General features: G+C 70.4%; 11 protein-coding genes. 1 reads left to right on the top strand and 10 read right to left on the bottom strand.

Annotated elements, in window-relative coordinates:
* Positions 1-39 precede the first annotated feature (39 nt).
* From hemL to hemE, 10 genes are all read right to left on the bottom strand, one after another.
* Positions 40-1,371: a glutamate-1-semialdehyde 2,1-aminomutase gene (gene hemL, locus BLR03_RS02760; protein ID WP_091249105.1), complete on the bottom strand. Its 1,332-nt coding sequence runs from the start codon at positions 1,369-1,371 to the stop codon at positions 40-42.
* Positions 1,372-1,401: 30 nt separating this feature from the next.
* Positions 1,402-2,508 carry an LLM class flavin-dependent oxidoreductase gene (locus BLR03_RS02755; RefSeq protein ID WP_091249102.1) on the bottom strand — a complete coding sequence of 369 codons (1,107 nt, stop codon included), beginning with the start codon at positions 2,506-2,508 and terminating at the stop codon, positions 1,402-1,404.
* Positions 2,505-3,488: a porphobilinogen synthase gene (gene hemB, locus BLR03_RS02750; RefSeq protein ID WP_091249100.1), complete on the bottom strand. Its 984-nt coding sequence runs from the start codon at positions 3,486-3,488 to the stop codon at positions 2,505-2,507. Before hemB ends, BLR03_RS02755 begins: the two co-directional genes overlap by 4 nt.
* Entirely contained in the window at positions 3,485-4,402 is a 918-nt protein-coding gene (locus BLR03_RS02745) for a uroporphyrinogen-III synthase (protein WP_091249414.1), read from the bottom strand. Before BLR03_RS02745 ends, hemB begins: the two co-directional genes overlap by 4 nt.
* Positions 4,403-4,440: 38 nt before the next feature.
* On the bottom strand, positions 4,441-5,439 hold the full coding sequence (hemC, locus tag BLR03_RS02740) for a hydroxymethylbilane synthase (RefSeq protein ID WP_091249097.1): 999 nt from the start codon (positions 5,437-5,439) through the stop codon (positions 4,441-4,443).
* Positions 5,436-6,707, bottom strand: coding sequence for a ferrochelatase (locus BLR03_RS02735; protein ID WP_091249095.1), 1,272 nt, complete (start codon positions 6,705-6,707; stop codon positions 5,436-5,438). Before BLR03_RS02735 ends, hemC begins: the two co-directional genes overlap by 4 nt.
* A complete protein-coding gene (hemQ, locus tag BLR03_RS02730) occupies positions 6,704-7,450 on the bottom strand; it encodes a hydrogen peroxide-dependent heme synthase (protein WP_091249093.1) in 747 nt (248 codons plus the stop codon). The genes BLR03_RS02735 and hemQ overlap by 4 nt, the downstream gene beginning before the upstream one ends.
* A gap of 121 nt (positions 7,451-7,571) precedes the next feature.
* On the bottom strand, positions 7,572-8,399 hold the full coding sequence (locus BLR03_RS23855) for a hypothetical protein (protein ID WP_139184458.1): 828 nt from the start codon (positions 8,397-8,399) through the stop codon (positions 7,572-7,574).
* A 281-nt stretch (positions 8,400-8,680) separates the two neighbouring features.
* Positions 8,681-10,222 carry a protoporphyrinogen oxidase gene (gene hemG / locus BLR03_RS02720; protein ID WP_091249087.1) on the bottom strand — a complete coding sequence of 514 codons (1,542 nt, stop codon included), beginning with the start codon at positions 10,220-10,222 and terminating at the stop codon, positions 8,681-8,683.
* A 4-nt stretch (positions 10,223-10,226) separates the two neighbouring features.
* The gene (hemE, locus tag BLR03_RS02715; RefSeq protein ID WP_254788132.1) at positions 10,227-11,264 is read right to left on the bottom strand and encodes a uroporphyrinogen decarboxylase; all 1,038 of its coding nucleotides are present in this window, start codon (positions 11,262-11,264) and stop codon (positions 10,227-10,229) included.
* 317 nt (positions 11,265-11,581) lie between these two features.
* Between hemE and BLR03_RS02710 the strand changes: the two genes are divergently transcribed.
* A complete protein-coding gene (locus BLR03_RS02710; protein WP_091249081.1) occupies positions 11,582-12,955 on the top strand; it encodes a glutamyl-tRNA reductase in 1,374 nt (457 codons plus the stop codon).
* Positions 12,956-12,985: the final 30 nt, after the last annotated feature.

Raw genomic sequence — 12,985 nt, 5'->3', positions numbered from 1 at the left:
CAGTCGTTAAGACTTCGGTCGTTTAACGTTGCAGTGCGGCTAGGCCTTCGCTGCGGCGGCCGCCTTCGCCGCGGCCGGCAGGGCCTCGAAGATCCGGTTCATCGCGGCGTCGTCGTGCGCGGCGGAGAGGAACCAGGCTTCAAAGACCGACGGCGGCAGGTAGACGCCCGAGTCCAGCATCGAGTGGAAGAACGGGGCGTAGCGGAACACTTCCTGGCCCCGGGCGTCGTCGTAGTTGTGCACGCCCCGGGCGCCCGTGCCGAAGGCCACGGAGAACAGGTTGCCGGCGCGCTGGATGGAGTGGTCCACGCCGGCGGCGTCGAGGGCAGAGGACAGCGCTGCGGAGAGCTCCAGGGAGCGGGCGTCCACGAACGAGTACACCTCGGGGGTGGCGTGGGTGAGCGTCGCGACGCCGGCGGCCATGGCCACCGGGTTACCGGAGAGGGTGCCGGCCTGGTAGACGGGGCCCAGCGGTGCCAGGTAGTCCATAACCTCGGCGCGTCCGCCGAGGGCCGCCGTCGGCATGCCTCCGCCGATCACCTTTCCGAAGGTCAGCAGGTCCGGGGTCCACGGCTCGGCGGCGTCGGCGGCCCCGCCGGTCAGGCCCCAGTACCCGGAGTAGCCGGTGCGGAACCCGGTGAGTACCTCGTCAAGGATCAGCAGGGCGCCGTGCTCGCGGGTGATCCGGGAAAGACCTGCGTTGAAGCCCTCGCCGGGGGTGACCACGCCCATGTTGGCCGGGGCGGCCTCGGTGATGACAGCGGCGATGCTGTCACCGTGCTTGGCGAAGGCGGCCTCGACGGCGTCGAGGTCGTTGTAGGGCAGCACGAGGGTTTCGGCCGCCGTCGCGGCCGTGACACCGGCCGAGCCGGGCAGCGCGAGGGTCGCCAGGCCGGAACCTGCCGCGGCGAGGAGGCCGTCGAGGTGGCCGTGGTAGCAGCCGGCGAACTTGATGACGAGGTTCCGGCCGGTGAAGCCGCGGGCCAGCCGGATGGCGGTCATGGTGGCTTCCGTGCCGGTGGAGACCATCCGGACGCGTTCGGCAGCCGGGACGCGCTCCTTGACGATCGCGGCCAGGTTGGCCTCGTCGGGCGTGGACGCGCCGAAGGACAGCCCGCGGTCGACGGCGGCATGCACGGCGGCGATGACCTCCGGGTGGGCGTGCCCCAGCAGCGCCGGACCCCAGGAGCAGACGAGGTCGACGTAGTCCGCGCCGTCGGCGTCGGTGAGGTAGGCACCCTTGGCGGACACCATGAACCGCGGCGTCCCGCCCACGGAGCCGAAGGCGCGCACGGGTGAGTTCACGCCGCCCGGCATCAGCTGGCGGGCGCGGTCAAAGAGTTCCTCGTTGCGAGGCATGCTGGAAGTCATGGTTCCTATTCTTTCAGTTTTGCGGCCGGGTCATTTTCCTGCGGCCTTGGCCAGCAGTGCGGTGACGCGGGGCGCCACTTCGGTGCCAAACAGTTCGATCGAGCGCATCATGGCCGGGTGCGGCAGGGTGCCGTTGCTGTATTTGAGGTCGAAGCGGTCCACGCCCAGGTTCTTCTTCAGCAGCGCGATTTTTGCGGCCACGGTATCCGGTGACCCCACGTAGAGTGCTCCCTCGGGCATGCACATGGCATCAAACTCGGCCCGGTTGCCGGGGCCCCAGCCCCGCTCCGCGCCAATCCGGTTGCGCATCGCGATCCAGTGCGGGAAGAACTCCTCGCGTGCTTCCTCGTCGGTAGCGGCGATGTGGCCGGGTGAATGCGTGGCCATCTGCTGCATCGGGTGCCCGTATTTGGCCATGGCCTCGCGGTAGAGGCCGGCCAGCGGGGCGAAGGACCGTGGCTGGCCGCCGATGATGGCGAAGATGATCGGATAGCCGTATTCTGCGCAGCGCAGCACGGATTCGGGGGTGCCGCCGACGCCGATCCAGGTTGGCAGCAGATGGTGTTCCAGAGGCGGGTAGACGCTCAGGCCGTTGATGGCGGGCCGGGTGCGCCCTTCCCAGTGGACCGGCTTCTGTGCTCGGACCTTGTCGAAGAGCTCGAGCTTTTCCTCGAAGAGGACGTCGTAGTCGGCCAGGTCCAGACCGAACAGCGGGAAGGATTCGATGAACGAACCGCGGCCCAGCATGATTTCGGCCCGGCCGCTGGAGATGGCGTCCACGGTGGCAAAGCGCTGGAAGACCCGGATGGGGTCATCGGAGCTGAGGACGGTGACGGCCGAGCCGAGCCGGATGTGCCGGGTGCGGGCGGCCGCCGCGGCGAGGAAGACTTCCGGGGCCGAGACTGCGAAGTCGCGGCGGTGGTGCTCCCCCACGGCGAAGGCGTGCAGGCCGACCTCGTCCGCGAGCTCGGCCTGTTCGAGCAGCTGGCGCAGGACCTGGGCGTGCGGGACGGGATGGCCGTCGGGGAAAACGCCGACGTCACCGAAGGTGTTCAGGCCAAGGAGAATGCGTTCCGGCCCCACCGGGGCCGTGGGGTTCTCCCCGGATGCCGGCTCAGGCGCAGTCGCGGTGTTCACCGGGATTCCTTCAGCCAACCGGCGAGCTCGCTGGCCCAGTAGGTCAGCACCATGTTGGCGCCGGCGCGCTTGATGCCCAGGACGGATTCGGTGATGGCGGCCCGGCGGTCGATCCAGCCGTTCGCGGCGGCGGCCTCGATCATCGAGTACTCACCGGAAATCTGGTACGCGGCGACGGGCACCGGGCTCATGGCGGCGACGTCGGCGAGGATGTCCAGGTAGCTCATGGCGGGCTTCACCATGACCATGTCGGCGCCTTCGGCCAGGTCCAGGTCCACTTCGAGGATGGCTTCCCGGCGGTTGGCGGCATCCATCTGGTATGTGCGGCGGTCGCCGGTCAGCTGCGAGTCGACGGCCTCGCGGAAGGGGCCGTAGAACGCCGAGGCGTACTTAGCGGCGTAAGCGACCACGGCGGTGGTGGCGTGCCCGGATTCCTCGAGGGCCTGCCGAATGACGGCGACCTGGCCGTCCATCATGCCGGACGGGCCCAGGACGTGGGCGCCGGCGTCGGCCTGTGCGACGGCCATCTGGCCGTAGATTTCCAGGGTCGCGTCGTTGTCGACGTAGCCGTTGGCGTCCAGGACGCCGCAGTGGCCGTGGTCGGTGAATTCGTCGAGGCACACATCGCTCATGATCACGAGCTCGTCGCCAACTTCGGCGCGGACGTCCCTGATGGCTTTGTTCAGCACACCGTCAGGGTCCAGGGAGGCGGTGCCGCGCGCATCCCGGACGGCGGGGACACCGAACAGCATGATGCCGCCGAGGCCCAGCTGCACGGCCTCGGCAGCGGCCCGCTTGAGCGAATCGGTGGTGTGCTGCTGCACGCCGGGCATCGAGGCAATCGGGTTGGGCTCGGTCAGGCCTTCGCGGATGAAGGCGGGAAGGATCAGTTCCGCAGCGGAGAGGCGGTGCTCCGCGGTCAGGCGCCGCATGGCGGGGGTGGTGCGGAGCCTGCGGGGCCGGTGGGTCGGGAAGCTCATGTGTTGTCCTTCGCTGGATGCTGGGATGGTTGGGAGCGGACGACGGCGGCGACGAGGCCGGACGCGGTAGGAGCTTCGGCGACGGCGGCGACGGCGAGTCCAAGACCGGCCGCCTCCCCTGCCGTCGAGCGCCCGATCGCAACGAACCGGCACGCGCCGAGCGGGGCGAGGTCCGCGTGGATACGGCGGGCCGCGCTCGGCGAGGCGGCGACGACGGCGTCGAGCCGTCCGGCCCGGATCTCACGATTCGCGTCGGCGGCCGTGAGGACTTCTGCCGGCGGCCCGGCGTCGACCTCCTCCAGCGGGGGCCTGCAGGCCGGGAGCCTCAGGCCGGGATCGGCCGGGTAGTCCACCGTCCGGTAGGCGGTGACGGCCTGCACCGAGGCGCCGCGGGCTTCCAACCCGCGGCGGAGCCGGGAATCGGCGATGTCCGCCTGGGGCAGGAACACGCTGTTGCGGCCTTCGGGCCAGACGCCGAGCAGGCCGGCGCCGGACTGCAGTGCCGTCGGTGCAAGGTCTACGCTGACACCCCGGGATTCGAGGATCTGCCGCGTCGCGGGGCCGATCGTGGCCACCTGGACGTGGCCGGGAAGCCAGGCGCCCAGGGTAGAGCCACGCTCCGCGGCCTTGGCCTCCAGCACCTGGACGGTGGTCGCGCTGCTGATGACGAGCCAGTTGTAGGCGCCGGCGCCCAAGGCATCGAAGGCGACGTCGAGGGAGTGCTGGTCGCGTGCCACCTCGAAGTCGATCAGGGGCAGCAGCACCGGCTCGGCGCCCAGGCGGCGCAGGGCCGCGACCAGCTCGCCGGCGCGGTCCGGACTGCGGGCGATCAGGATCCGGGCTCCCGCGAGGGCCCCCTGGCCGTGGGTGGCCGGCCCGCTGCTGCCCTCATTGAGGGCATTGTCCCGTCCCATGATGCGGTCCCGTCCCATAATGCGCTGGATCCCCCGGGTCAGGATGCGGTCAGGTCCGCGATATCGGCGGCGCCGCGGGCCAGCAGGACTTCCGCCAGTTCGATCCCCAGCAGGGTGGCCCCGACCTCGGTCAGTCCGTCGGTGGCCTTCCGGTCCCGGACGGTGGCGGTGCCGTCGACGGCGCAGACCACGGCTTCGAGGTGCAGCATGCTTCCCTTGCGGTAGGCGTAGGCGCCCACCGGTGCGGCACAGCCTGCCTCGAGGCGGCCCAGGAGCGCCCGCTCGGCGGTGACGGCGAGCCGGGTGTCGTGATCGTCGAGGGCTGCGAGGGCCTGGCCGAGGACGCCCTGGGACCCTTCGGTGGACCCGGCCTTGCGGGGCGCGTCGGCCGTGCGGCATTCGATCGCGAGGGATCCCTGCCCGGCGGCGGGCAGCATGATGTCCGTCTCGAGGTATTCGCTGACCGAGTCCAGCCGGCCGATCCGGTGCAGCCCGGCGGCGGCGAGGACGACGGCGTCGAGGTCGCAGGACTTGCCGTCCACCACGGCGTCGGTCGTGTTGCCCGGCAGGCCGGGGACTCGTCCGAGCCGGGTGTCGACGTTGCCGCGGATGTCCCGGATGTCCAGGTCGGGTCGGGCGGCGCGCAGCTGGGCTGCGCGTCGCGGGGAACCGGTGCCCACGCTGGCGCCGGCGGGCAGGTCCGCGAGCTTGAGCCCGTCGCGGGCGCAGAGCACATCGCGGACGTCGACGCGTTTCGGCGTCGCCGCGAGCGTCAGGCCAAGCGCAGGCCCGGTGGGCAGGTCCTTGAGCGAGTGCACGGCGACGTCGCATGCGTTCTGCAGCAGGGCGTCGCGCAGGGCTGCCACGAACACGCCGGTTCCGCCCATTTGGGACAGCGATCCGGTGAGGACATCGCCGTCGGTCCGGATGTGGACAAGCTCCACGGCGAACCCGCCGACGGCGGCCAGCTGGTCCGCGGTCTGCTGCGTCTGGGTGAGGGCCAGTTTGCTGGCGCGGGTTCCGATCCGGACGGTCACGGCGTCGCCTGACCAGCCGCCGGGGTCGCCATATCCGCGGCTGCGGGCGTTGCGGCGGGGTAGGGATCGTGGCCCGTGCCGATGCTGTTGTCCGCGCCCGCGATGGTGGGCTTTTCGCCGCGGAAGTTGGCGCAGCAGCCGGGCCGGCAGACGTCGTACCAGGGGCCGAGTTTGGTCAGGTGGGGCCGGTCAGCGATGTTGTTCGCCGCGGTCCGTTCGCAGATCAGGTCCACGATCCCGCCGACGAACTTCCGGTGCGTCCCGGGGGTGGGGACGCGGGTGGCCGCCAGGCCCAGCTTGCCGCAGGTCTCCAGCGCCTCGGTGTCCAGGTCCCAGACAACCTCCATGTGGTCGCTGACGAAGCCCAGCGGCACGATCACGACGCCCTTGACGCCCTGGCCGGCGAGCTCCTCGATGGCGTCGTTGATGTCGGGTTCGAGCCACGGGACGTGCGGGGCGCCGGAGCGGGACTGGTAGACGAGGGACCACGGTGCGGTCAGGCCGGTCTCGGCCTCGACGCGGCGGATAACCTCGGTTCCGGTGGCCAGGTGCTGGGCCACGTAGGCGGAGTCTTCCTCGAAGTGGCGGGGCTCGCCCTCGGAGCGGCCGGCGGCTTCGGCGTCGCGGGTCGGGATGGAGTGGGTGGCGAACAGGATGTGCACCGGGGCATCGGGGGTGCCGGCCGCGGCGAGCTGTGCGCGGACGTCGGCCAGGCCGGCGGCGGTGCCCTCGATGAACGGCTCCACGAAGCCGGGGTGGTCAAAGTACTGCCGCACCTTGTCCACTTCGAGTTTTCCGTCCAGCCCGGTTTCTGTCAGTGCCATGCCAATGTCCTCGCGGTACTGGCGGCAGCTGGAGTAGCAGGAGTAGGCGCTCGTGGTGACCATGAGGACCTTGCGGTGCCCGGCGTCGTACATCTCTTGGAGCGTCTGCGGGATGTAGGGATCCCAGTTGCGGTTGCCCCAGAAGACCGGCAGTTCGATGCCGCGGGTGGCAAGTTCGGCCTCCATGGCGGCCTTGAGGGCGCGGTTCTGCTGGTTGATGGGGCTGATGCCGCCGTTGGCGCGGTAGTGGTGCGAGACCGCTTCGAGCCGCTCGTCCGGGATGCCGCGGCCGCGGGTGACATTGCGGAGGAACGGGATGACGTCCTCCTGGCCTTCCGGGCCGCCGAAGGAGGCGAGGAGGACGGCGTCGTACCCCTTGGGAGCCATTCGGCCTGCCTCGGTGACAGGGTTCACGACGGTCTCCTGGGGATCCAGCGGACTCATGCAAGGACCTCGGCGATCTCGGCGGCGCTGACGCGCCGGCCGGTGTAGAAGGGGATTTCCTCGCGGACATGGTGACGCGCCTCGGTGGCGCGCAGGTGGCGCATCAGGTCGACGAGGTCAACGAGTTCGGGAGCTTCCAGGCCGAGGATCCATTCCCAGTCGCCCAGGGCGAAGGAGGAGACGGTGTTGGAGATGACCTGCGGGAAGTCGCGGCCCAGGAGGCCGTGGTCGCGAAGCATAGCGCCGCGCTCGGCGTCCGGGAGGAGGTACCACTCGTAGGAGCGGACGAACGGGTAGACGCACAACCACTCTGCCGGTTCGACGCCGCGGGAGAACGCGGGCGTGTGGTTCTTGGCGAACTCCGCCTCGCGGTGGACGCCCATGGCGGACCAGGCGATCTCGGTCCCGGTGAAGAGCTTGCTGCGGCGGATGTCCCGGATGGCCCGCTGCAGGGCCTCGGGCTTGGGCCCGTGGAGCCAGATCATGATGTCCGCGTCCGCGCGCATGGCGGAAACGTCGTAGCTGCCGCGGTGGACCACGCCGGCGTCGGCGAGGCGTGCCAGCAGGGACTCGAAGTCCTGGGCCGCATCCGCGTCGCGGGCGGTGCCCGCGGACCGCTTGAAAACGGTCCAGAGGGTAAAGAACTGCTCGGTTGAATCGTCGGGCGCCGATGCCCCGGCGACTGATTCTCCGGGGACGGGTGTTCCGGTTTTAGTGACAGATTCGGCAGATGTGTGGCTCATGGTTACCAGTCTGCCTCCTCTCCCCAGCTAAGTCGAAAAAAAGCACTTCTACAACGCGTAGAAGTGCTTTATTTCACAAGCCGGGGGCGACTGCTTTGGAATCCGGGCCGCGGGGATGTCGTCAGGCCCTGCGCATCCGGACCGCGATGACGCCGGCGCCGACTGACAGCGCCACCAGGCAGACGCCCCAGCCGATCAGCGGGGACGGTCCGGCCGGTTCCACGGCGGACGTGGCCTGCAGCGACGTGCTGCCGGCGTGGCCCGGGCCTGTGGCCGGCGCTGTTTTCGAACCGGCCGCGTTCGAACCGGTGGAGGAGGACCGGGGCGTTGCATTATTCGATGCCGGCGACGGCGTGCCAGCGCCGCTTCCGGCTTGCCCGGCAGTTCCGGACCCGGTCCCGGCGGCAGGGACTGCACCGCTGCCAGCCGCGGACGGCTTGCCGGGCATCTGGCCGGCGACGGGCACGGATCCGGCTGCGGTCCCGTCCACGGGCGGCGCTCCCGGCGCTGTGCCGGGGTTTTGCGGTGCGGAGGGCGGGGCTACGTTCGCCGACGGGGTGCCGGATGGCGGCGCGCTGGTACTGGGAGCCGTGGACCCGGGGTTGCTGGGCTCCGGACTGCCGGACTCGGGGATCGTGGGTTGCGGGCTGCTGCTGCGGGACGGCGGCTGCGTAGGCTCGGCCTCTTCGTCCGAGCCGGAGGACGGCGAGGGGCTCGGTGTTGGCGACGGGCTCTGCGTCGGCGAAGAGCCGAGCAGGCTGTCCAGCACGTCACCCAGGCCGAGGGTTAAGGAGCCCTGGGTCGACGCCGGGGTGGATGCCGCTGCGGACAAACCAGTGGCAGCATTCGAGGCAGGAACTCCTGCGGAAACAGCCAGTACCGCCCCGAGCGCGGCTGCTGCTGCGCCGCGTCGAAGGCTCCTATGGCGCCGGGTCGTCGTTGTTGACACGTTGGACCTGAAAATAACCATGGTCATCGAGCCTAGCCGGAATCGACCGCGAGGAAAAACCGGCGGAATTCCGCGGAATACCGGGCAGTAGCCCAGGGGGCTAGAGGGGTACAGGATGCATTTGGGGCCGCTGTGATTCCTGTGACTGAGGGGGCGTCAGGGACTCCGATATGGGTCCCCGACGTGGCTGCAGGCGACGGTTCGACAGCCGCATGTGGGGCACCAGCGTCTATGGAAACAGCGGTCGGGGCGGCACCCTTTAGGCCAGGAGTGTGCGCACCTTAGGCCAAGAGGGTGCGCACCTGCTGGGGGGTGTCGGCCACGATCGCGGCCAGCCCGTTGCCGGACAGCCATCCCCCCACGACGGCGAGGGTGCCGTCCGCGGCACAGACGCGGCGGACGGCGGCGACACGCTGTTTGTGGCCGAGGGATGCAAACGGCAACGCACCGGCCCAGCGGACCACGTCCCAGCCCACCACGACTCCGGCAGTGACCGGGACCGACAGCAGGGCCGAGGCGTCGGCCAAGGCTGCGCTGAACAGTTCCTCGTCCGAGCGCGGCGGTTCTGAGCGCGGCACCGCCGCCCCCGGGCCGTGGGCTTCCGGCGTCGCGACGGGGTTAGCACCCCGTCCGTAGGAGAGCCGGAGCACGTGCCTCCCTGGTCCGGTCCGGTCCGCCAGCCAGGACCATTTGGCGGTGCCGTGCGTCAATGCCTTGGCCTGTATCCCGGGGCTCTGCGGGGCCACCAGCACGCCCGTACCGCGCGGTGCAGCGTCGAGCGCCGGGAGATCCACCACGAGGGTGACCAGGCTGACATCGGGTCCGGCATCGGGGCGGAGGCCCGCAAGCTCCGGCAGGGATTCTTCAAGCAGCCCCGCGGCGGCGGGTCCTTCGACCGCAACCACGAGCAACCCGGCGTCGAACGTGGTCTGGTCCGTGGTGACCCGCCAGCCGCCGGCTGTGCGCTGAACGGACCGGGCCGGAGTGGCGCTGAGCAGGATGACGCCGCGCCGGCGCAGGTCGGCCAGCAGGGCGGTCACCAGGGTGTGCATCCCGCCGCGCAGGCCGGCGACGGCGGAGCCGGCTTTCTGGAGCCCGGCGGGGCTGCCCGTCCCCGGTGCGGCTGCGCCGGTGCTCGAGTCGGCTCCACCCCTGCGTTGGGCCGCGACGGCGGCAGCGAGGGAACCGTGCCGGCGGATGCCGGCCCGCAGCCCGGGGGCCACCATGTCGACGTCGAGCACGGAGGGATCGGCCGAGTGGACGCCGCCGACCACCGGCGCAACGAGCCTGTCCAGCACGCGCCTGCCCATTCGCGCGCGGACCAGTGCTGACACACTGGTGGGCTCGTCGGCGGTACCAAGCGAGGCCGGCAGCACGGCATCCATGGAGGCGCGGAGGGAGCCCAGCAGGCCCAGGGACCGGCGGACTTCGGGGTCCCATGGGCTGGCCGGGATGCCCAGCACCCCGGTTTTGGGCAGTTCCCGCGGGCCGTCGGGCAGTTGCACCCAGGCACCGCCGGGGTTCGGTGCGACGATGTCGCCGGCAATCCCAAGCTCGGCGGCGAGATCGGCCACCGCGGCCGTTCGGGTGGCGAAGGACTCCGCGCCGCTGTCCAGGGTCAGCCCCGCCACAGCGTGGCTGCCGACGCAGCCACCCCAGGCGTCGCTGGCTTCCAGGACTGTGGTGCGGAGGCCCGCCCGGGCGAATTCCCTAGCCGCAAGCAGGCCGGAGATCCCTCCCCCGACCACGACGGCGGTCCCGTCCCGGGAGGTGCCCTCTGCGGCGGTACCCGCCGCGGACGTTACGGCGGCGCCTGCGTCCATGTTCCTACTCCGGTGAAATGGAGTGGATGAGTTCGACGACGCGCGTCAGCACCTCGGGATCCGTCTCCGGAGGCACGCCGTGGCCAAGATTCAACACGTGGCCGGGCGCTGCGGAACCGGCTGCGATCACCTCGCGGACGTGCGCTTCCAGGATCTCCCAGGGTGCGGAGAGGAGTGCGGGATCGATGTTGCCCTGCAGCGGAACGGTCCCGCCGAGGCGGCGGTTGGCCTCGTCCAGCGGCAGCCGGTAGTCGACCCCCACGACGTCGACGCCGACGTCGCGCATGGCGACGAGCAGTTCCGAGGTGCCGGTGCCGAAGTGGATGAGGGGTGCGCCGAGGTCCCGGACGTGGTCCAGGGCCCGGGACGACGCCGGGGCAACGTAGCGCTGGTAGTCGGCCAACCCCAGCGAACCAGCCCAGGAGTCGAAGAGCTGCGCGGCGGAGGCTCCGGCTTCCAACTGCGCCCGAAGGAACATGCCGGAGGCGTCGGCGGCCCAGTTGGCCAATGCCGTCCAGGTTTCCGGGTCGGCGTGCATCATGGTGCGCGGGCCGAGGTGGTCGCGGGAAGGCTTGCCTTCCACCATGTACGCGGCGAGCGTGAAGGGCGCGCCGGCGAAGCCGATCAGCGGAGTGCTGCCGAGCTCGGCCACGGTCAGCCGGACGGCTTCACGAATGGGTTCCAGGGCCTCCCACGTCAGTTGCGGCAGGGCGGCGACGTCCGCCGCCGTGCGCACCGGCACGTCCAGGACGGGGCCGACGCCGGGCACGATGTCCACGCCGACGCCGGCCAGCTTGAGCGGAATGACGATGTCGGAGAAAAAAATGGCGGCATCGACGTCGTGACGGCGGACCGGCTGCAGGGTGATCTCGGAAGCCAGTTCCGGGCGCAGGCACGAGTCCAGCATGGCGACGCCCTCGCGGACCTTGAGGTATTCGGGCAGCGAGCGGCCCGCCTGACGCATGAACCAGACGGGACGGCGGGAAGGCTTGCCGCCGCGGTAGGCGGTGATCAGCGGTGAGTCCGCGGTGCGGCCGTCCATCAGCGGGTGTCCGGCGTCGAGGCCGCCGGCGCCGGCCACTGAGCCTTCTACTGCGGCGGCGGCGTTTACTGCCCCATCGGCGGATGTTCCATGATCGGACGTACTGAATTTTGTCGTGCCGGCATGTGCCGCAGCGCTTGGAGTCATGACTTCGATTGTGCCCAAATTTGCGCCCAAAAGATAACGACAGCCTGTCACGCGGGCTGTCACACTGGCCACGAGTGCCCCGCCGTGGCGGGGATCACAGCCCTGGGTGCCGGACCCCACGCCGGGATAGTTGTTCTACACAGGCGCGAAAAAGCTATGATGGTCCTGCTGTGGTTCTTTTCTCATTGGTGGCTACACACGCCGACATCGACCTCGAAACCGTTGCTCAGTTGAGCACCGGCGCTTCCGGGCTTGCCACATCCGCCCTCGCCGGATCTCCGGCCGTAGCGGGTGCCGTTGTCCTTGCCACCTGCAACCGCTTCGAAATCTATGGGGAAGCCCCGCATCCGGACGCCGTCGACGCGGCCCGGGCTGCCCTTATCTCCCAGATCAGCGGAGCCAGCGGACTCAACGATCAGCTGGTCTCCCGCGCCTTCAGCACCCGCACGGGTGCCGAGGTCAGCCAGCACCTCTTCGCGGTGAGCTCCGGACTGGACTCCGCCGTGGTGGGCGAACGCGAAATCGCCGGCCAGGTCCGCCGCGCGTTGATCACGGCCCAGCATGAAGGCACGGCCAGCTCCGGCCTGGTGCGGCTCTTCCAGGCGGCGTCCAAGACCGCCAAGGACGTCGGCGCCCAGACGGCGCTTGGTTCCCGCGGCCTCTCCATCGTCTCCGTAGCACTGGACCTTGCCACCGACCTGTCGGAAGACCCGGACTGGTCCGCCAAGAAGGCCGTCGTCTTCGGGACCGGCGCCTACGCCGGGGCCACCATGTCACTGTTGCGCGAACGCGGCTGCACCGATGTCTCGGTCTACTCCTCCTCCGGCCGTGCGCCCGGTTTCGTCGCCACCCGGGGCGGCACCGCCCTGGATGAGGACACCCTTCCGACCGCCGTCGCCGCTGCCGATGTCATGATCGGCTGCAGCGGCTCGGACAGCCGAGTCGAAGCGGACGACCTCGCCCGGATCCGGTCGGGCGCGGCCCAGCCGCTCATTGCGATCGACCTCGCCCTGACGCACGACTTCGACCCCGCGGTCGGCGAGCTCGACGGCGTCGAACTCCTCACACTGGAATCCGTCCGGCTCGCCGCGCCCCAGGAACAGGCCGAGTCGCTCGCCCAGGCCAGCAGCATTGTGTCCGGTGCGGCCAGCGCCTTCGAGCAGGAGCGCGAGGCACGCTCCGTTGACTCGGCGATCGTCGCGTTGCGCCGCCACACGATGAACGTCCTGGATGCGGAAATGGAAAAGGTCCGCGCCCGGCACGGCTGCACCGCCGCCGCCGAGGAAGTCGAATTCGCCCTGCGCCGCATGGTGAAGCAATTACTGCATGTCCCCACCGTCCGGGCCCGCGAACTCGCCGCCAACGGACAGCAGGACGCCTACGTTGCCGGTCTTGAAGCGCTGTACGGCATTACGGTGGACCCCTCCCCCGCGACGACCGCTGCGACGGTCCCGGGTCCTGCAGCCTCCGAGGCCGACTGCCCTGTGGAGCACAGCCACGCGGAGCACGGCCCCGCCGCCGGCGACATCCGCGAAACCGCGTAACTGCCCTCGGCCCTAACTCCTGCCCCGCGG

It is taken from the genome of Arthrobacter sp. ok909 (genome assembly GCF_900104405.1).
GTDB classification, from domain to species: Bacteria; Actinomycetota; Actinomycetes; order Actinomycetales; family Micrococcaceae; genus Arthrobacter; species Arthrobacter humicola.
This window is presented reverse-complemented; position numbering and strand designations above follow the sequence as displayed.

Excerpts from the sequence above, each read along its gene's own strand:
- hemL (WP_091249105.1), bottom strand. The coding sequence starts at position 1,371 with ATGACTTCCAGCATGCCTCGCAACGAGGAACTCTTTGACCGCGCCCGC.
- hemB (WP_091249100.1), bottom strand. The coding sequence starts at position 3,488 with ATGAGCTTCCCGACCCACCGGCCCCGCAGGCTCCGCACCACCCCCGCC.
- BLR03_RS02745 (WP_091249414.1), bottom strand. The coding sequence starts at position 4,402 with ATGGGACGGGACAATGCCCTCAATGAGGGCAGCAGCGGGCCGGCCACC.
- BLR03_RS02735 (WP_091249095.1), bottom strand. The coding sequence starts at position 6,707 with ATGAGTCCGCTGGATCCCCAGGAGACCGTCGTGAACCCTGTCACCGAG.
- hemQ (WP_091249093.1), bottom strand. The coding sequence starts at position 7,450 with ATGAGCCACACATCTGCCGAATCTGTCACTAAAACCGGAACACCCGTC.
- hemG (WP_091249087.1), bottom strand. The coding sequence starts at position 10,222 with ATGGACGCAGGCGCCGCCGTAACGTCCGCGGCGGGTACCGCCGCAGAG.
- hemE (WP_254788132.1), bottom strand. The coding sequence starts at position 11,264 with ATGGACGGCCGCACCGCGGACTCACCGCTGATCACCGCCTACCGCGGC.